18 protein-coding genes and 1 pseudogene are annotated in these 20,297 nt (G+C 45.5%); 10 read left to right on the forward strand and 9 right to left on the reverse strand.

Annotated elements, in window-relative coordinates:
- Positions 1-265: 265 nt before the first annotated feature.
- The 5 genes from QZ076_RS08850 to QZ076_RS08870 all read left to right on the forward strand — a co-directional run bounded on the left by QZ076_RS08850 (position 266) and on the right by QZ076_RS08870 (position 7,033).
- Positions 266-541, forward strand: coding sequence for an OadG family protein (locus QZ076_RS08850; protein ID WP_293712556.1), 276 nt, complete (start codon positions 266-268; stop codon positions 539-541).
- Between the two features lie 22 nt (positions 542-563).
- Complete coding sequence (locus QZ076_RS08855) at positions 564-2,459, forward strand: biotin/lipoyl-containing protein (protein WP_293712557.1); 1,896 nt, start codon at positions 564-566, stop codon at positions 2,457-2,459.
- On the forward strand, positions 2,459-3,694 hold the full coding sequence (locus tag QZ076_RS08860; RefSeq protein WP_293712558.1) for a sodium ion-translocating decarboxylase subunit beta: 1,236 nt from the start codon (positions 2,459-2,461) through the stop codon (positions 3,692-3,694). The genes QZ076_RS08855 and QZ076_RS08860 overlap by 1 nt, the downstream gene beginning before the upstream one ends.
- Before the next feature lie 225 nt (positions 3,695-3,919).
- A complete protein-coding gene (locus QZ076_RS08865; protein WP_293712559.1) occupies positions 3,920-5,773 on the forward strand; it encodes a DUF349 domain-containing protein in 1,854 nt (617 codons plus the stop codon).
- A gap of 51 nt (positions 5,774-5,824) precedes the next feature.
- Positions 5,825-7,033 carry a hypothetical protein gene (locus tag QZ076_RS08870; RefSeq protein ID WP_293712560.1) on the forward strand — a complete coding sequence of 403 codons (1,209 nt, stop codon included), beginning with the start codon at positions 5,825-5,827 and terminating at the stop codon, positions 7,031-7,033.
- Positions 7,034-7,064: 31 nt separating this feature from the next.
- On the opposite strand, the gene QZ076_RS08875 is transcribed toward QZ076_RS08870, so the two are convergent.
- Positions 7,065-7,736 carry a hypothetical protein gene (locus QZ076_RS08875; RefSeq protein WP_293712561.1) on the reverse strand — a complete coding sequence of 224 codons (672 nt, stop codon included), beginning with the start codon at positions 7,734-7,736 and terminating at the stop codon, positions 7,065-7,067.
- Between the two features lie 169 nt (positions 7,737-7,905).
- On the opposite strand from QZ076_RS08875, the pseudogene QZ076_RS08880 reads away from it, so the two are divergent.
- Positions 7,906-8,178, forward strand: a pseudogene (locus tag QZ076_RS08880) (type II toxin-antitoxin system YafQ family toxin).
- Here the strand turns inward: QZ076_RS08880 and QZ076_RS08885 are convergent.
- Both QZ076_RS08885 and QZ076_RS08890 read right to left on the reverse strand, forming a co-directional pair.
- The gene (locus QZ076_RS08885; RefSeq protein ID WP_293712562.1) at positions 8,175-8,762 is read right to left on the reverse strand and encodes a hypothetical protein; all 588 of its coding nucleotides are present in this window, start codon (positions 8,760-8,762) and stop codon (positions 8,175-8,177) included. The pseudogene QZ076_RS08880 and the gene QZ076_RS08885 sit on opposite strands and share 4 nt — an antisense overlap.
- Positions 8,763-8,776: 14 nt before the next feature.
- Positions 8,777-9,265: a sigma-70 family RNA polymerase sigma factor gene (locus QZ076_RS08890; RefSeq protein ID WP_293712563.1), complete on the reverse strand. Its 489-nt coding sequence runs from the start codon at positions 9,263-9,265 to the stop codon at positions 8,777-8,779.
- A 183-nt stretch (positions 9,266-9,448) separates the two neighbouring features.
- Between QZ076_RS08890 and QZ076_RS08895 the strand changes: the two genes are divergently transcribed.
- The 4 genes from QZ076_RS08895 to QZ076_RS08910 are packed head-to-tail and all read left to right on the forward strand — an operon-like array spanning position 9,449 to position 14,871.
- On the forward strand, positions 9,449-10,249 hold the full coding sequence (locus tag QZ076_RS08895) for an IclR family transcriptional regulator (RefSeq protein WP_293712564.1): 801 nt from the start codon (positions 9,449-9,451) through the stop codon (positions 10,247-10,249).
- Positions 10,250-10,275: 26 nt separating this feature from the next.
- Positions 10,276-12,639: a hypothetical protein gene (locus tag QZ076_RS08900; protein WP_293712565.1), complete on the forward strand. Its 2,364-nt coding sequence runs from the start codon at positions 10,276-10,278 to the stop codon at positions 12,637-12,639.
- Between the two features lie 13 nt (positions 12,640-12,652).
- A complete protein-coding gene (gene deoC / locus QZ076_RS08905; protein WP_293712566.1) occupies positions 12,653-13,345 on the forward strand; it encodes a deoxyribose-phosphate aldolase in 693 nt (230 codons plus the stop codon).
- The gene (locus QZ076_RS08910; protein WP_293712568.1) at positions 13,342-14,871 is read left to right on the forward strand and encodes an FGGY-family carbohydrate kinase; all 1,530 of its coding nucleotides are present in this window, start codon (positions 13,342-13,344) and stop codon (positions 14,869-14,871) included. Before deoC ends, QZ076_RS08910 begins: the two co-directional genes overlap by 4 nt.
- 130 nt (positions 14,872-15,001) lie before the next feature.
- Here QZ076_RS08910 and folE read toward each other — a convergent pair whose 3' ends face one another.
- From folE to QZ076_RS08940, 6 genes are all read right to left on the reverse strand, one after another.
- A complete protein-coding gene (gene folE, locus QZ076_RS08915; protein WP_129730282.1) occupies positions 15,002-15,595 on the reverse strand; it encodes a GTP cyclohydrolase I FolE in 594 nt (197 codons plus the stop codon).
- Positions 15,596-15,612: 17 nt separating this feature from the next.
- Positions 15,613-16,116, reverse strand: coding sequence for an SPOR domain-containing protein (locus tag QZ076_RS08920; protein WP_293712570.1), 504 nt, complete (start codon positions 16,114-16,116; stop codon positions 15,613-15,615).
- Positions 16,117-16,191: 75 nt separating this feature from the next.
- Positions 16,192-16,947 carry a triose-phosphate isomerase gene (gene tpiA / locus QZ076_RS08925; protein WP_028728257.1) on the reverse strand — a complete coding sequence of 252 codons (756 nt, stop codon included), beginning with the start codon at positions 16,945-16,947 and terminating at the stop codon, positions 16,192-16,194.
- A 39-nt stretch (positions 16,948-16,986) separates the two neighbouring features.
- Positions 16,987-18,264 carry a BT_3928 family protein gene (locus tag QZ076_RS08930; RefSeq protein WP_293712573.1) on the reverse strand — a complete coding sequence of 426 codons (1,278 nt, stop codon included), beginning with the start codon at positions 18,262-18,264 and terminating at the stop codon, positions 16,987-16,989.
- 3 nt (positions 18,265-18,267) lie between these two features.
- Positions 18,268-18,813, reverse strand: a complete 546-nt coding sequence (locus tag QZ076_RS08935; RefSeq protein ID WP_028728255.1) for a DUF1599 domain-containing protein — start codon at positions 18,811-18,813, stop codon at positions 18,268-18,270.
- Between the two features lie 93 nt (positions 18,814-18,906).
- A complete protein-coding gene (locus QZ076_RS08940) occupies positions 18,907-20,160 on the reverse strand; it encodes a peptidoglycan DD-metalloendopeptidase family protein (RefSeq protein ID WP_293712575.1) in 1,254 nt (417 codons plus the stop codon).
- Positions 20,161-20,297: the final 137 nt, after the last annotated feature.

Consider the following 20,297-nt stretch of genomic DNA (forward strand, 5'->3'; position numbering starts at 1 on the left):
AATAAACAATCAGGTACAGATCTGTCTTATTACAATAGTAATGAACAATATAAACTTTCATTTATTATAAAAACCACACAATAACTTTACGAAACAAAACATATACAGCGCAAAACATTTCAATCTTTTACTATTTTTTATAAAACAAAAAAATACAGGCTAACGATATTTTGTTATATTTGCAATCAATTTATAACTTGGCGGAGATTGTTTTGATTGCTTCTCTAAAAATAATAAAGATACTTAGTCACACACAAATTAGATTATGGAAAACATAGAAACTGGACTTTTATTAATGATTGTCGGAATGACCACGGTATTTGCAATTCTTTTGATCGTTATCAACCTGGGCAAAGGATTAATCGCACTGGTAAACAAATACGCACCGGAAGAAGTCATCGTAAAAAAACAAGTAGCAACAGCACAAGCTGCCACAACACAGACCGGAAGTATACCCGGAAAGACAACCACCGCTATTGTAGCAGCAGTCAGCATGGTAACCGGCGGACAGGGAAAGGTCACCAAAATTGAAAAAATATAATACTAGCTATACATAAAATATCATGAAAAGAGAAATCAAATTCAGTTTGGTCTTTAGAGACATGTGGCAGTCTGCCGGTAAATATGTCCCCAGAGTAGACCAACTAACCAGAGTTGCCCCCGCGATTGTAGAGATGGGCTGTTTTGCCCGTGTTGAAACCAATGGTGGAGGATTCGAGCAAGTTAATTTACTATTCGGAGAAAATCCTAATAAAGCCGTACGCGAATGGACGAAGCCATTCCATGATGCAGGTATCCAGACACACATGCTTGACCGTGCACTGAACGGACTTCGTATGAGCCCTGTTCCTGCAGACGTACGCCAGCTTTTCTACAAAGTTAAAAAAGCGCAGGGCACAGATATTACACGTACTTTCTGCGGTTTGAACGACGTACGCAACATCGCTCCATCCATCAAGTATGCGAAAGAGGCCGGAATGATCTCCCAATGTTCCTTGTGTATCACCCACTCGCCGATCCATACGGTCGAATATTACACAAAAATGGCCATGGAACTGATCGAGCTGGGAGCAGATGAGATCTGTATCAAAGATATGGCAGGTATCGGCCGTCCTTATTCACTGGGACAGATCGTTACCAACATCAAAGCGAAACACCCGGAGATACCTATCCAATACCATAGCCATGCAGGCCCCGGATTCAATGTAGCATCTATCCTGGAAGTTTGTAATGCCGGTTGCGATTATATCGACGTTGGTATGGAACCTCTTTCATGGGGTACAGGCCATGCCGACCTGCTGACCGTACAGGCCATGTTGAAAGATGCTGGCTATAAAGTGCCGGAGATCAATATGGAAGCCTATATGAAAGTGCGCAGTATGATCCAGGAATTCATGGATGATTTCTTAGGCCTGTATATCAGCCCGAAAAACCGCTTGATGAACTCCCTGCTGATCGGTCCCGGACTGCCCGGAGGCATGATGGGTAGCCTGATGTCTGACCTGGAAAAGAATCTGGAATCTATCAACAAAAACAATATAAAGAACAACAAGCCGCTGATGTCGCAGGACCAGTTGCTTATCAAGTTGTTCGACGAAGTGGCTTATGTATGGCCTCGCGTCGGTTATCCCCCACTGGTAACACCGTTCAGCCAGTATGTCAAGAATCTGGCCCTGATGAATGTGATGCAGATGGAAAAAGGGAAAGCACGCTGGAGTATGATCGCAGATGATATCTGGGATATGCTTCTCGGAAAAGCTGGAAGACTGCCGGGAGCGCTTGCACCTGAAATCATCGAAAAAGCGAAAGCCGAAGGACGCGAATTCTTCACCGGAAACCCGCAGGACAACTATCCTGACGCACTCGACAAATATCGTAAGATGATGAACGAGAAACAATGGGAAACAGGCGAAGACGACGAAGAATTATTCGAATATGCCATGCATCCGGCCCAGTATGAAGCCTACCGTTCAGGAAAAGCGAAAGTTGAATTCCTGGCCGATGTGGCTAAAAAGAAAGCGGATCTGCATGAGAAGAGTGCACCGGCAGCACCTGCCGCAACAAACTCCGTCGCTCTGCCTACTACTCCACAGGTGCTGACCGTAGATGTAGACGGACAACCTTACCGCGTAACCGTAGCCTTCGGAGAAACAGCGAATGCTGCACCCGCAGCGGCTCCTGCCCAGCCGGCAGCAAAACCGGTAGCCGCATCTGCACCGGCCGGAGCAGGAAACGAACTCCTTTCGCCACTAGAAGGTAAATTCTTCCTTGTAAAAAATGCATCCGACACCCCCGTAAAAGTGGGCGATGTAGTGAAAGAAGGTGATGTACTTTGCTATGTAGAAGCAATGAAAACATACAATGCCGTACGTTCCGAATTTAGCGGAACGGTTACATCTATCAACTATGCAGCCGGTGATGCGGTTTCGGAAGATGACGTATTAATGACAATACAGTAATGAACGAGATATTTCAAAATCTGTACGATATGACTGCGTTCAGCAACATTATTGCTGAACCGCAGTTCCTGGTTATGTATGCAATCGCTTTCATATTGCTCTATCTGGGTATCAAGAAACAATATGAGCCATTGCTGCTCGTACCTATCGCTTTCGGGGTGTTGCTGGCCAACTTTCCGGGAGGCGATATGGGTGTGATCCAGGCTGACGAAAACGGATTGATCGATGTACACGGGGTGATGAAAAATATCTGGGAAATGCCTTTGCACGACATCGCGCACGAACTGGGGATAATGAACTTCATCTACTACATGCTGATCAAGACCGGGTTTTTACCGCCTATCATCTTTATGGGTGTGGGAGCTTTGACCGACTTCGGCCCGATGCTCCGTAATCTGCGCCTGTCTATTTTCGGTGCGGCTGCCCAACTGGGTATATTCACCGTATTATTAGTAGCTATCCTGATGGGATTTACGCCGAAAGAGGCCGGTTCGCTCGGTATCATCGGAGGAGCCGACGGCCCTACCGCCATCTTTACGACAATTAAACTGGCTCCGCATTTACTGGGGCCGATTGCAATTGCAGCTTACTCCTACATGGCATTGGTTCCCGTCATTATCCCTCTGGTCGTTAAGGCGCTATGTTCCAAAAAGGAACTCTGCATCAACATGAAGGAACAGGAGAAAAAGTATCCGTCTACCGTAGAGATCAAAAATATGCGGGTACTTAAAATCATATTCCCGATTGTGGTAACTACAGTTGTCGCTTTATTCGTCCCCAGTTCGGTGCCCCTGATCGGTATGCTGATGTTTGGTAATCTGGTTAAGGAAATCGGAACTAATACATTCCGCTTATTCGACGCTGCCTCTAACAGCATAATGAATGCAGCTACGATATTCCTCGGTTTATCGGTAGGAGCCACAATGACCAGCGAAGCCTTCCTCAACATAACAACGATCGGTATCGTAATAGGCGGATTCCTGGCATTTGCTTTATCCATCGCCGGAGGAATCTTCTTTGTGAAACTGTTTAACCTGTTCACCAAGAAAAAAATCAACCCGCTTATCGGCGCGACCGGACTGAGTGCCGTACCGATGGCTTCACGCGTAGCCAACGATATAGCCCTGAAATACGACCCGAAGAACCATGTGCTTCAATACTGCATGGCCAGCAACATATCCGGAGTGATCGGCTCCGCTGTTGCAGCAGGGGTATTGATCTCGTTCCTGGGATAACCCATAAATAGACAATAAAAAATCCCTGTAATCCGGTTAAAACCAGTTACAGGGATTTTTATATGTGAAACCGACTACAGGTATTAGGCATTACAGCCTTTTCGAGGATATTTTAACCTTTTCTAATAAATAAATTGCCATCAAATGCTGTAATCCAAAAATAATTACTTTAATTTGTGACTTGATATAGGAATGTTTTTATCCTTTTCTTAAATGTGATTGAATATGAATGACACTCATGAAACTAATTTGCCTGCTGAAGAAACCGGCAAATTGGAAGAAACTAAAGCACCGGAAGTAACTCCGGAAAACACTGCGGCTGAAGTTGAAGTAACCGAAACAGTGGAAGAAGCAACTGCTAATGCAGTCGGTAAATTATCAAAAGAAGAAATTCTGGAAAAATTGACCGAACTGGTAAATGCTGCTGCGGAAGCGACACGCAACGAAGTGGAAGCGTTGAAGCAGGCATTCTATAAAATCCATAGAGCCGAAGTAGAAGAATTGAAAAAGACATTCCTCGAAAATGAAGGAGAAGAAAAGGATTTCGTAGTTCCCGAAGACGAAGATGAAAATAAACTGAAAGAGTTGCTGGCTGTTTACAAAGAAAAAAGAGCAGCAATCCTGGCAGAAGAAGAACGGGTGAAAGCTGCTAACTACGCACTAAAACTCCAATTGATCGACCAGTTAAAAGCCCTGACTGAAAGTCAGGACGACTTCAATAAACTATACAACGACTTTAAAGACATCCAACAAAGATGGAAAGAAATTAAAGCCGTACCACAGGAACATGCGAATGAACTGTGGAAAAGTTACCAGACTTACACAGAAAGATTCTACGACATAATCAAGATCAATAATCAGTTCCGCGATTATGACTTCAAGAAGAATCTGGAAATGAAAACCGCTTTATGCGAAACAGTTGAAAAACTGCAAACAGAACCGGATGTGGTATCTGCGTTCCACCAGTTACAGAAGCTGCATCAGCAATGGCGCGAAATAGGTCCGGTAGCAAAAGAATTACGTGAAGAACTGTGGGCACGTTTCAAAGCGGCTTCAACAGTGATTAACAAACGCCATCAGGAGCATTTCGAATCGTTGAAATCGAAAGAGCAGGAAAACCTGATCGCAAAGACAGCTATCTGCGAAGAAATTGAAGGTATTGATTTCGATGCCTTGAAAACATTCAAAGACTGGGAAGACAAGAACAAAGAAGTGATCGCTTTGCAGGAAAAATGGAAAACAATCGGTTTTGCCCCGAAAAAATCGAATGTAAAGATATTCGAACGTTTCCGCGCTGCCTGTGACGTTTATTTCAATAAGAAAAGTGCCTTCTACAAGAGTATCAAGGAAGATATGGAGAAGAATCTGGAACTGAAAAAAGCGTTATGCGAAAAAGCAGAAGCTTTGAAAGACAGTACAGAATGGAAGAGCACTACGGAGAAGATGATCGCACTTCAGAAGGAATGGAAAACAATCGGTTCAGTGGCACGCAAGCATTCGGATGCCGTTTGGAAACGTTTCATCTCTGCCTGTGACTATTTCTTCGAACAAAAGAACAAGAACGTTTCTTCTCAAAAGAACGTAGAACAGACAAACCTGGCAGCCAAGAAAGAGTTGATCGAAAAGATCAAAAACTTAGACGAGACACTGGGTGCTGACGATGCGATGGTTGAGTTGAAAGCGATGATGGCTGAATGGAATGCGATCGGTCATGTTCCTTTCAAAGAAAAAGATAAGATCTATAAGGAATATCACGAAGCAGTAGACAGCCAGTTCGATCGTCTGAAAGTAGACCAAAGCGACCGTAAGATGCAGAGTTTCCGCAGCAACCTCAGCGACATGGCAGGTGGCGAACGCGGAAAAGGCAAACTCTACGGCGAACGTGAAAAGCTGATGAGAATGTTTGAACGGATGAAGAACGAACTTCAGACATACGAAAACAACATCGGTTTCCTCAGCATCTCCTCGAAAGGCGGAGGCGGTCTTGTCAAAGAGATGGAGCGTAAGATCGAAAAGCTGAAAGATGAGATGGCGCTCATCATCAAAAAAATCGATGCGATAGATGAAAATCTCGAATAAATAAAAAACGAAGCCGTCTCCCAAACAGACGGCTTCGCTGTTTCTATACTTATGATATCTCAAATACACTATTTTAATCCGGGACATGAAACCGCAGTTTTACTAGGGTCGAAAAACTATACTCCGCCTACTAATGTACAGAGGATGATAAAAGAATTATCGTGCCTCCCCGTTTGGTATGCCAACAGTAATGATTTTGTTTTTACGGAAGAGATCACTTCTCCCCGCTTTTTCTCTTTACAACCAAAAGAGTTCAGGCCGTTTGCTACGCTTATTTCCAGAAAGGAACTAAAGCAGAAAGGAGCCTCTTTACCGGAAATGGCAGCCGCTCCCTGGGGTTTGTCTCCTCATAGCCTGCATCTGTTCGATGAATTAAAGAAGAATTGCCGGCTGAATTTATCCGTCCCTTCCTGGAAAGAAGAATATTCCGGGCTGACCGGTCGCCAGACTGCCGCGGAATGTCTCGAACTGCTCCGTCAACAATTACCGGATCTACCGATTCCTGTTGCACCTAAATTCTGCAGGAGAATCAAGGAAGTGGAGAAATACCTTATCCTGCAAAATGCTCCTTTTGTATTAAAAACGCCCTATTCTTCATCCGGACGTGGCCTGCATTGGATACCCGAACGCAAACTGACACCCAAAGACCGTACATGGATAGAAGGGGCGATAAACAAACAAGGCACTGTCAGTATCGAATGCGGCCTGGACAAAGTACAGGATTTTGCAATGGAATTCTATTCCGACGGAGAAGGGAATGTTACCTACGAAGGTATTTCGGTTTTCGGCACGGAGCAACAGGGTAGTTATTCCGGCAATATGCTGGGTAATCAGGAATATTTACGCAGACAGATCACGCTGCGGGTCGACGAAGAGATGTACGATCAAATACAGAAGGCCGTCACCGATGTATTAAAAAGCTTCTACGGGAATACTTACCGGGGATATCTGGGAGTAGACATGATCGTTTATAAAACGACCAAAGGTGCTTATGCCATTCATCCCTGCATAGAGATCAATATGCGCTATACGATGGGAATGGTGGCCCTGCGCCTCAGCCAGAAATATCTTGCTCCTTCAGCAGTCGGAGATTTCCATGTCACCTATGAGAGCCGGGAGGGAGAAACGTATGAACGCCATCGTTTCATGAAAGAAACTTATCCTTTAATTATAGAGAACGGAAAAATAAAAGAAGGATATTTATCGTTATGCCCGGTTACTAAGGAGACACGTTACAGGGCCTATATATTAGTTATGTAGATAGTTTTGCTACCTACATAACTGATTGATATTATTTATGCCGGCGAACGGAACGTATAGTTTCCGCCTTTTCCTTACCTGCACCCAGTTTATATCCCAAAGATAGGCCAAAAGTAAATGTTCTGTCGCGAGTAGCCGGATTCAAACGAGTGAAACTTGGTAAGTAAGCAAAATTAAGCCCAATCTGCATATTGCCAAAATCCTTCCGGATACCTCCTACACATTTTAAACCGAATAGAACAGAATGGTATCCATCTATTGATTGTTTAGCATAATTATTATTACCACCATAAAGATCTGCTGATGACTTTAAGAGAAAATCTATTCTGGGTCCTATACCGATAAAACAGGTATAACCATCACGACTCATTTCCTTTAAATCGAAAGTTGTATTTACCGTCAGATAATGGAGATTTATACCTATAACCTGATAACTACCCTCCCATACGCCAGAATCTTCCTTATCCTGTTCTCCTCTCCTCAAATAACCAACATTACTTGATAAATTAAACCAACCTTTATCCAGATATTGCAAACCCAATGAAACATGATAAGGATATATTTTATCCAGCGCTTGACCAATACCTTTGTATCGCATAGAAGAAATACCAAAACCATTTTCCAACGTAACCACCTGTGCTTTACCTATTGCCGCAATACACAACAACGCACACACTAACCACACACAACTCTTATTTTTCATAACTTGTATTTAATTTGTTATGATATTTAAACGACAGCAGAAAGAGTTTCGTATATCAACAGGGGATATTTAGGACGACTACAGGGGATTTTTTATTATACGGGTGCAGCAGGAAGAGTTCGCAAAGCTAAAAATGCAGAAGAGATGTTCAAACAAATACTTGGATAGCATGTATGAGTTAGAATATGCCAACAGCTTTGAGAAAGACCTTAAAAGGTGCAAAAAAAGAGGTTATAATCTGCGACTTTTTCAGGAAGCAATTGATATTCTTCAAGAAAAAGGAGAACTACCTGCCCAATATCGTCCCCACAAACTCAGCGGTAAACTAGCCGGTCTATAGGAATGCCATATCAAAGGCGACTGGCTTCTGATATGGCAACAAAATGACACGGAATTAATCCTGATTATGACTGATACGGGGACGCATGCGGATTTGTTCTAATCCGCTTCTTCCTCGAATTCTTTCAGTTCTTCCAGGCCTTTCTCAATCTCATCTACAGATTTCTTATCTACATTTTTATATCCCAAGTATCCTCCCACGGTTATCAGCAAAATTAGCATAACATCCACGAGTATTTGCTGAACACTCCGGTAATGATGGTGAATGAAAAAGATTGAGACAAACGCTACGCAAACAAAAACAATCGTAAAGATAAATTCTAACCGTAACATCCGTTTCAGTTTAATTGTCCACTTTTTCAATTCTATAAGCGAGCATCTTTCCAAATCAAATCGGGATAAAAATATATAGGACAATATACTATAAACAAACGCTAAAATTATGGCAGACCAAACAATCACTTCCGCTTCCGGACGAACAATCGTCTTTCCCCTTGTCATAAGGATAACAATGCCCACAAGCAGAAGAAAGACAATACCACCGGCACAACACCGAACCAACCGGTCTCGAGCCGCAACCGTACGCTTCGTTATCATCTCTTTAATGATCCGCTTATTCAATATCTCATTCTGTTCCAAGCGCTCGTTCAATACACCCCAACCAGCTTTTAATTCTTCCAATTCCATATTCTTCTTTGATTTTAACTGTTCGACATGATTCTCAGTTTCTCCTTAATACGATTCAGCTTAACGGCTACATTCGTGCGGGATATACCGGTAATATCCGCCATCTCCTGGTAGCTTTTTTCTTCCAGCCAGAGCAGGATCAGTGCACGTTCCAAATGTCCCAGCCGGTTAATCATCCGGTAAAGTTCACGAAGTTGCGCCGTTTTATCTTCATCCTCAGCTACAGCTTCCAGGTCGACCGAGATAGGCACCACTTCCGGTCGGAACTTGGATTTGCGAAAAAAAGAGATACAAGTATTCAGTCCGATACGATACACCCAGGTCGAAACCTTACACTCGCCCCGGAAGCGGGGAAAAGCTTTCCACAGGTTGATCACTACTTCCTGATACAAGTCGTTCAGATTATCCGGATCGGTAGCATAAATATAGCATACCTTATATATCACCTGCTTATAATTCTCTACAAGTGCTATAAAATCCTTCTCTTGCTGCTGTACATCCATTTAGTTTGCTCTCGTATTGTTTACTATATCAGTCGTATACAAATATGGATAATTACAACGGAGAGAAAAAATTATATTATTAATTAACAAAATAAATAGGGCTCGTTTATCAGAAATACATACATTTGTTCCAAATAAGAAACTTAGTTCCAAATAAGAAACAACAATATAACCTATAATGTAATGATAGTTCTGGAAGAAATAAAAGATAAAAGTGTTGAAAAGTATAACATTCCCATGCTTGAAAAAAGCTTCGAGCTCCTGGAGTTGTTGGTCAATTACCCCAGTGGTTTAACTATGCAGGAGATGGTCAACCTATTGGATACACCTAAAACAACCATATATAGACTGCTCAATTCTTTATCCAATATGGGATATTTGACGAAAGACATCGATACCCAACGTTTCTCCTTATCCAAAAGATTTCTCAAGCTGGGTCTGGCGGCTCTGGGCGAGTCGAATATCGTAGAACAGTCGCTTGCCCCTATGCGTGCCCTGCGTGACACGATAAAAGAAAGTATTATGCTGGGAGTATTCATGGAGAATCGGGTTGTATTACTGGAACAGGTATTGGGATCGCATAACTTCACTTTTCTTCTGCGTCCGGGGACAAGTTTCTGCCTGCATGCCTCGGCTCCTGGTAAGATATTTACCACTTACCTTCCGGAAGAAGAACGGGAAAAGGCGATACAAAGTATTCAATATACGGTCTTCAACAAACATACGATTGCCGACGAGAAACAGTTGAGGAAAGAAATGACACATATAAAAAAGGTTGGATATGCAGTAGACCTGGAAGAAGAAATGGCGGGTGTTCATTGTATCGCAACACCTATCTTCAACCAATTCGGAACTATTGCTGCTACGATATGGACTTCCGGCCCGTCCGGCAGGTTGTCAAAAGATAAATTCCCGGAGATTTCGAAAGAACTGATCCGGACTGCTCATACGATATCCGCTAACCTGGGATATATTCCTGAATAAATCGTCACTCTTTAAATAACCATATCATGAGAAACTACAACCAATTAATTATTCTTCTGGCCTTCATTTGCGGAGGAAGCATGTTGCTTTCCGCCGAACAGATGGCCCCAAAAAGAATTACACTGACCCCAAAAGCAAAAGAGCAACTGACCGGCAAGCAAATACTTTATGTAGAGCGGGAACAGTATGCACCGGATCACCACAACACGGCCACTATGTTCCAAAAAGGAGAGATCAACGAGAGCAGTTTCTTTCCGGGAGGAGCGATGCGTATCTATGATGTCGACAGCGGGAATATCACGACACTGATAGAATTGAAAGATGGTGTGGTCCGCGATCCGGAGTTATCTTTCGACGGGAAAAAGATCATCTTCTCCATGCGGAAGAACAAAGATGACTTTTATCATATCTATGAAATGAATGTAGACGGAAGCGGCATGAAACAGCTCACTTTTGCAGAAGGTATTTCCGATATCGATCCGCTTTACCTACCGGATGGAGGAATCATATTCAGTTCTACCCGCCAACCGAAATACTGTATGTGCAACCGCCATATTATGTGTAACCTCTACCGGATGGAAGCCGACGGCGCCAACATCACACAGATCGGTGTCAGTACATTATTCGAAGGTCACTCTTCTCTATTGAGCGACGGAAGAATATTGTACGACCGCTGGGAATATGTAGACCGCAACTTCGGCGACGCCCAGGGATTATGGACGGTAAACCCCGACGGCACCAAACATTCCATCTATTACGGCAACAACACCCAATCGCCCGGCGGAGTAATCGATGCCCGGCAAATCCCCGGAACCGACCAGGTGATCTGCATCTTCGGTTCCTGCCACGACCGCCCCTGGGGTGCACTGGCTATTATCGATCGCAAAAAGGGAGTGGACGGCGTAGAACCAGTCCTGCAAATATGGCCGGAAGAAAGCCTGAAGTTGGTGGATAAAGGCGACCTGGACTCTTTCAAATGGATCGAATACTTCTTCGAAGACCCTTATCCACTCAATGAGAACTTCTTCCTGACCTCACGCACGATCTGGGCAAAGCCCGGCGGATGGATGCATCTGGACTCTAAATCGGGTATCTATCTGGTTGGCCGAGACGGTACACAGGAGCTTATCCTTGAAGGCAACCAGAGCCTCTTCGATCCGATGATCATCGAGCCGCGTCCCAAACCGCACGCCATTCCTTCGAACAGGAATTATACAGACAAGAAAGGAACCTTCTATGTGCAGAACGTTTATCAAGGTACACACATGAAAGGCATAGAGCCCGGTACCGCAAAATATCTGAGAATCATCGAATCACCGGAGAAAAGAACCTGGACACAAAGTGGCTGGGGCGGACAAGGCGAGCAAGCTCCTGCTGTAAACTGGCATAGCTTCGAGAACAAGCGGATACTGGGCGAAGTCCCCGTAGAAGCCGACGGTTCCGCCAACTTCGAAGTTCCTTCCGGCACGTTCGTTTACTTCCAGTTGCTGGACAAAGACAAGAAGATGATCCAGTCCATGCGAAGCGGTACAATGCTTATGCCGGGTGAGGTGAACGGCTGTATCGGCTGCCACGAAGACCGCCTGAGCATACCGAGCAACATGGGACCGACCCCGTTGGCCCTGAAGAAAGCGCCGGTCAAATTGAGCGGCTGGATGGGTAAAGCCCCAAAGAACTTCTCGTTCATGGAACAGGTACAACCCATCCTGGATAAAAGTTGCGTCCGTTGTCACGACTTCGATCCGAAGAACCGCGACAAGCTCGTACTGGCAAAAGACAAGAACCCATTCTTTAATGCTGCTTACGTAAACTTGTACGTCAAGAAAGAAATTACGTTGGTAGGTGGCGGCCCGGCCCCGATACAGGAACCTTACACCTGGGGATCGCATGCCAGCAAACTGACCAAAGTGATCGACGGCGACCATCACGGTGTAAAGCTATCGACCAAAGACAAGGAGATCCTTTATACCTGGATGGACCTGAACGGCGTTTACTACCCGGTTTATGAGTCGGCATTCGACTCGACACTGGCGGGACGAAGTCCGCTCTATAATCAGGAAATAGAAGAACTGAAACAACTGACCAATGTAAACATATGGGATCTGAACCACCACGGACGAAAACTGACCGCGCAAATATCCTTCGACCGTCCGGAAGCCAGCCCTTGCCTGGATGGCATACGGAACGATAAACAAAAGTATTCCCGTGCTGTCGAGATCATCCGGACCGGACAGAAGCGCCTGAAAGCTACGCCGCGTGGCGATATCGAAAAAGACCTTGTTCCCTGCGAGCGGCATAAGGCGCAACTCCGCAAATATGCCGAAAGGCTTAAGATAGAACAGCAGAACTGCTCGGTCATCGGGGAACACGGCAAAGTATACGACAAGTAAAAACAATAAGACGATGAATTACACTAACCCTACCTCACAAGAGATTGCGCGCCTGATCGATATCAGCGCCGTACGGGCAGACTCTACCCGGCAGGATGTAGAAGACATTATTGCAGGTGCATTGAAATACAATTTCATCTGCGTCTTTCCGATGCCGGGACTATTGCCCGTTGTCTTCGACAAGTTAAAAGGTCACCCGCAAATCGGTATCGGAGGCGTAGTCGGCTTCCCTTCCGGCGGGGAGACAACCGAAAGCAAGCTGGCACAAGCCCAAGAGTTGAAGAAAGCCGGTTGCACGGAAATCGATATGGTACTGAATATCGGCAAACTGAAGTCCGGTATGTCGGATGATGTAGCAGACGAGATACGCCGTATCAAAGCCGTCGTATCTCCCCTGCCCTTAAAAGTGATTATAGAAGTAGTCCTGCTCACCGATGAAGAAATCCGGATAGCCTCCAGCATCATTCTGAAAGCCGGAGCCGATTATATCAAGACCGGAACCGGATGGGCAGGAGCCACCACACTCCACCATATCCACCTGATAAAAGATACGGTGGGTGAGGCGATCCGGCTGAAAGTTGCGGGAGGAGTACGCACGCTCGACACCCTGTTGGAGATGTACCGAATGGGCGTCAGCCGTTTCGGCATCGGTTACAAATCGGCACTGAGTATAATGGAAGAATGTATCAACCGGGAAAAGTCATGAATGAGAAAGTAATATCCTACGACCTGGGGACAGGCGGAATAAAGGCCTCCCTCTTCGACCGTGAAGGGCAGACGCTGCATTCCGTCTTCATCCCCTATGCTACCTCCTATCCGCATCCCGGATGGCAGGAACAGGCTCCCGACGACTGGTGGCAAGCCATTATCCGCTCCACCTGTCTATTACTCGACGAAACAAAGATAGATAAAAACGAAATCGTCGCCCTCGCTATCTCCGGCCATAGCCTGGGAGTCGTACCGATAGGTAAGGACGGAAGCTTACTGCTCGCCTCTACCCCGATCTGGTCCGACCGCCGGGCCGTAAATGAAGCGGCGGACTTTTTTACCCGCATCGACCAAAGAGACTGGTACGAAACAACCGGCAACGGTTTTCCGCCGGAATGTTATTCTATCTTCAAGATCATGTGGTATAAAACGCATCACCCGGAATGTTACGAAGCAACCGGCAAGGTAATCGGCACCAAGGACTATTGTAACTATCGTTTCACCGGAAGGTTATGCACCGATTACTCCTATGCTTCTGGTAGCGGAGTCTTCGACCTGCAAAACTGGCAATACAAAGAGGAATACATACAGGCATCCGGTATCCGTCCGGAAATGCTCCCGGAGATACTCGAATCGGATGCCCTTGCCGGAACAATCACTCCCGAAGCAGCCCTCGAAACCGGCCTGCCGGAACATGTACAGGTGATCTGCGGTGGGGTAGACAACTCTTGCATGGCATTGGGCAGCAAAGGGATCAAACCCTCCCGCATCTACACTTCGCTGGGATCATCTTCCTGGATAGCCCTGATATCAGACAATCCGATACTCGACTACGAGAAGAAGCCCTACGTATTCGCTCACGTCATCAAAGGCATGTATGCATCTGCCACCTGCATCTTCTCGGCAGGAAGCAGCCTTCAATGGGTACGTAATACTCTCTGCCCCGACCTGTTGGCCGCAGAGAAAGAAGGAGGGGAAGATGCCTACGTAGCCATGAACAAACTGGCCGAAGCCTCTCCGGCCGGAGCAAACGGTATTCTTTTTAACCCCAGCCTGGCAGGAGGTTCCAGTATCGAGCCCAGCCCCGATATGACCGGCGCCTTCACCGGGTTAAGACTTGGCAACACCCGTGGCGACCTGATACGTGCCACCCTGGAAGGCATTGCCCTCAACCTCCGTATTGCCCTCGACCTGTTCAGGAAATACCATGCCGAATTCAGCGAAATGCTCTTCGTGGGAGGAGGTACAAAAAGTAATTTCTGGATGCAGTTATTCGCAGACATCTACGAACTGGAAATACAAAAGACGAATATCGGGCAGGAAGCTGCCTCTTTGGGGGCTGCCGCATTGGCATTGAAAGGAACGGGTATCTGGAAAGATTATGAGCGGATCGACGACTTGCACCGAATACAACACCGGTTCCTGCCCGACCCTGCACAACAAGCTACCTACCATGTAGCCCTCGAGAGTTTCAAGGCGCTTGCAGAGAGTATTGCTTCTTTAGCGGCACTCGCCAGGCAGTAACAGGAATACCGACAACAAGCCGCCCCGTCTTGCGCTCAAAGGCATTCTGCCATGCGGTTGGCAGAGTCGTGCCACTAGCATGGCAGGATTGTGCCATAGGCATGGCAGAGCTTTGTCTTTAGTATGACAACTATCTGTTATTCTTAATAAGGTTCATAAACTCCTCGCGGGTCTTTGCCTGCTGGAAGAAGCCTGTGAAATCGGAAGTAGTAGTCAGGGAGTTTTGCTTTTCCACACCACGCATCTGCATGCACATGTGTTGTGCTTCGATCACGACCATTACACCCAGCGGATCGAGTGTCTGCTGGATACAATCCTTGATCTGCATCGTCAGGCGTTCCTGTATCTGCAGGCGGCGGGCAAAGATATCCACTACGCGGGGAATCTTGCTCAGTCCCGTAATATATTTCTTAGGAATATAAGCGACATGTGCCTTCCCGAAGAATGGAAGCATATGATGCTCGCAAAGAGAGAAGAAATCGATATCTTTCACAATTACCATCTGCTTGTAATCTTCTTCCTGAAACATGGCGGAAGCCAATACTTTTGCAGGGTCTTCGTTATATCCTTTAGTTAAAAACTGCATAGCCTTCGCTACGCGTTCCGGCGTCTTAAGTAAACCTTCACGTTCGGCATCCTCACCCAGCAAACCGAGTATTCCTTTGTAATGGCCTGCCAGTTCTTCACGTGCCGCCAAGGTCTTGTCGTTTATTTCTTCTATCATTTCTGTTTTCGCACCTGTTAATTCAGAGGGATCTTTACTTCTTCTCTAACAATATACATTTCCTTTCCGAACGAAGGGAAAGCTGTCATCAGCAGGCGCTGCATGTGATAAGCTTCTTCGTGCGAACGGAAATCACCTACACGCAACCTCCAGAACGGAGCGGTATAGGTAACATAAGTCGGAACATCAGGAAAAAGTTCTTTGACCTTCTTCTCCTTATCAAACGCTTCGTCTTTCGACTTGCGCTGGTTGTTACCGGAGAAAACCTGTGTCCGGAAACCTTGTATCTTCAGGAAAGCAGTGCTGTCCGTCTTCTCAACATTATCACCCGACAAGCGTACTCCTACTAAATCCCGGAGAGCCTGGGGCTGGTTGATTATCACATCTCCTTTACCCGGCTTCGAGGTCTGGAGATCATCGAAGATTGTCTGAACCGATCCGTCGACACTTGTCTGTGCAGACGCTCCGGTCACACAGGCCAGCAACATGAATAATAAAATGATACAAGGGAAATTCTTCATTGTGATTGTTGTTTTGTTTAAAAGAGAGACTTGTCCCCGTGCTTGACACGGGGACGGTCTCTACTCATAATGTCATTAAAATGCTTCGATGATCGGCATGAATTTATCGACAGCCAGAGAAGCACCACCGATCAGACCACCGTCTACGTTCGGTTTAGAGAATAATTCTTTAGCGTTACCTGCATTTGCGCTACCGCCATACAGAATTGTGCAATCGTCAGCTACTGTGTTGCCATATTTAGCAGCCAGTGTAGCACGGATGTGAGCGTGGATTTCTTCAGCCTGTTCTGCAGAAGCAGTCTTGCCAGTACCGATAGCCCAAACCGGTTCGTAAGCCAGAACGATCTTACCGAAATCTTCAGCAGAAAGATCGAACAAAGATTCTTTGATCTGAGCGTCTACCACTTCGAAGTGTTTGCCGGCTTCTCTTTCTTCCAATACTTCACCGATACAGAAGATCGGAGTCAGACCGTTAGCCAGAGCCAGTTCAACTTTAGTTTTCAGGATAGCCGGAGTTTCGTGATAGTAAGCACGTCTTTCAGAGTGGCCGAGGATCACATATTTAGCACCAGTTGAAGCAACCATTGCAGCTGAAACTTCACCAGTGTAAGCACCTTTTTCCTTATCTGCACAGTTTTCAGCAGCTACACCGATCTTATCAGTATCGATAGCAGCAGCGATGCTTGCCAGGTGAGTGAACGGAGTTCCGATGATTACATCACAGTTGATAGCTTTGCCTTTCAGGGCTTCGTTTAATCCTTTTGCTAATTCCAGGCCTTCCTGAAGAGTAGTGTTCATCTTCCAGTTTCCTGCAACAATATTCTTTCTCATGACTTAATTAATTAAATATATAAATACTATAAAATCTTTTTATTCTGCCTTGTCTTTCCGTCTCCGGCGAAAACGAAAGAAGTCGTAAACCCAAACGAGCAGCAAAGGTACGGTAAAAGTTAATAAGATGGTTATTAGCCAGCCATCTTCTTTTTCTTTTGTTTTATTTACGTCGAGATGCTTCTCTACTTCGGCCTTGATATGTTCCTCATCGGGGATGTCGTTGTAATGCCATTTAGCCAGTACCGTACCGTCTTTCAGCAAGACCAGGCCGGGGTTGGAGCGGATAATCGTTTTCAGCAGCACTTCATCAGCCATACGGAACGGATATTCGGCTCCGGTGTTATCGCTCCATTCGTCGATCATCTCCGGAGAAGAGCCCGTGACACAATAGAACGGCAATTCATATTCGAGGGCATAATCATACACACCGTTGATCTCGTCGATACGTTCGTCGTCCGCTGTTTCCAGCTTCGGGGCGATCAGCAAAAGAACAGGGTCCGGATTATGCAATATATCGTCTGTGACATCGTCTCCTTCGGCATTATAGATATTGAAAGAGGCCACCGGCGGTTCATATCCCTTCTTCAGGAGTTCGGTCTTCGACTCCACGAAAGTCCAGGTACTGTCATTCTCCGGATAGTCTTCCAGCGAGAATTCTTTCTTGACACCGTCTTTCTCATAAACAAAAGTATAACGGTATTCGTCTTCCGGCGCTCCGTCAGGGATAGCCATCAGCGATGGGATATTCGCCCCGATCTTATACGGACGGAAATCGATAACCGGCAGATGGTTATAGTTCCAGTAAGCGAATCCGATACCGAAGAAGTAAGAAAACAGGGCAACAAACCAATACACTTTAAAGGTAAAGCACTGAAACATCTTCCCGGAATTCATAAACACCATAATGGCGGCGGCGGACAACACCAGGTTCTTGAAGAAGGTCTCCCAGTTGGAGATAACGACGGCATCGCCGAAACAGCCACAATCGGAAACCGGATTGAACAAGGCCAGATATAACGTCAGCGGCGTCATAAATGCCATGAAAAGTAAAACCAGGAAGGAATTGTAACGGCGATATACGCCGAGCAACATACAAACCCCCATCGCAAACTCGGCCGCAGAAAGGACAAAAGAGGCTAGAACGGTAAAAGGCTGCAGGAAATCAAGGCCGAAAGAAGTAAGGTAATCCCCAATCTTAATGGCTCCTCCCATCGGATCGACCGCCTTCACAAAACCGGAAAAGATAAACACTACCCCGATCAGCAGGCGGCTGCATTCTGTCAGTATTTTTATTACAGTCTCTTTATAGTTCATATATTATTCTTCGCCGTATTCCAGTTTGATCAAACCGAACAGGGCATAATTGATCATATCCATATAGTTGGCATCCACACCTTCCGAGACGATGGTCTTACCGCCGTGGCTTTCGATCTGCTTCGTTCGGTAAATCTTCATCAGGATCAGGTCGGTGTAAGAGCTGATACGCATACTGCGCCAGGCTTCGTCGTAATCATGGTTCTTGGCATACATCAACTCTTTGGTCTCTGTAATGTATTTGTCGTACAATGCCAATGCTTCCTCGTTCGTCATATCGGTGGTATCCGAAAAACCTTTCGCCAATTGGATCAATCCGATCACCCCGTAATTAACGATGGCCACGAACTCGGGACGTATCCCTTCATCCACCATACTTACCCCTTTTATCTCGAGGCTGCGGATACGGTTCGCCTTAATAAATATCTGGTCGGTCAATGACTGGGGACGCATGATCCGCCACGATGGACCGTAATCTTTCAACTTCTTTTCGAACAACTCCCGGCATTGGGAGATCACTTTCTCAAACTGTTCTTTCGTATCAGCCATATCCTACATTATTATGCCGCAAAGATAGTAAAAAAACAACAAAGGCACAGATGTATGATTTCATCCGCGCCTTTCCTTTATCTTAAAAATAACTTATTTACAACGGATGGAACGACCTAATTTTAACACGGTTGTTTTAGATATTCCGTTCATTTCGCACAACTTGCTGACAGTTGTTCCGTATTTAGAAGCTAAAGCTCCCAGCGTATCGCCACTTTTGATACGGTGATAAACAGGTTCTGCTGCCTGAGCTGTTGAAGCATTTCCAGTCAGTGAAGCAACAGGAGTCACAGCTTCTACAGTAGTTGTTTTAGTAGTCTTAGCCGCTGTTGTCGTAGTTTTTGCCGTAGTCTGTTTTGTAGCAGGCTTAGCTGCAGCTACTTCTTTGCCGGCACTGCAACGGATAGACTGTCCCAGACGAAGCATGGTAGTACTCTTGATACCATTCAGACGGCAAAGTTCGTTCACTGTTGTTCCGTACATACGAGCTATCTTACCTAATGTATCGCCGGATTTCACACGGTGATAAACCATCTGGTCGCTTGAAGAAGTATAAATATTACTCTTACGACCGTTAATCTTTATATTATGGAATACATAAGTGTCCTGGTGGGGAACTCCGTTCTCGAAGTCAATAATATCGGCGGGGTTGAGAGCCTGACCTAAAAAGCGTGTTTCGAAATGGAGGTGAGAACCGGTAGAACGTCCGGTATTTCCTCCTAATGCGATCGGATCTCCAGCACGTACAATGTCGTTTACATCTACAAGCGATTTGGATAAGTGACCATAAACTGTTTCCAGTCCGTTCGGGTGGCGAACCACCAGATAATTACCATATCCGCGACGTTCGAAATTACGGATACGAACTTTACCGTCAAATGCTGCACGGATCGTATCACCTACCTGAACTTTCAAGTCGATACCTTTATGCATACGGCGACGACGGGGACCATATTTGGAAGTTACTTTAATCTGACTGTCGATAGGAAGGGTAAAAGCAGAACAATCGATAGCACAAGAGTCAGGCATCTCGATCTTGGAACCTCCGCGGAAAGGATCTACCCAACGGGTATCCCAGTTTGAGCCGTATAATTCATCTGCCGGGAACAATAAATCTTCGTTTGCGGCAAGTGATTCATCCACTCTCGCATTAATCTCTGCTAATTCTTTCAGTCCCATATCTTTCCGGATCGTTACGCGGTCAGCCATCAGTTCCGACACGCGCTTGTCCATCTTTACGATATGGATTGTCTGCTTTGGTGTATCTTTTCCTTCAGGATCTTTGGCCGATACAGCCGATACCATCAGGGAGGTACAGCAAATAAAAAGTAGTGCTCTTATCTTCATTTTTATCATTTTTCGAAATAGAATACAGGGGTAAAATAAGTCGTGAAACAGACCCTATTTTTTTACAAATCGACCAAAGTTCGTTATTTTGAGCAAGTTGACAAAACACAATCCGGAAAAATTTCCGCAATGAAAGT

It is taken from the genome of uncultured Parabacteroides sp. (genome assembly GCF_905196875.1).
Lineage (GTDB): Bacteria > Bacteroidota > Bacteroidia > Bacteroidales > Tannerellaceae > Parabacteroides.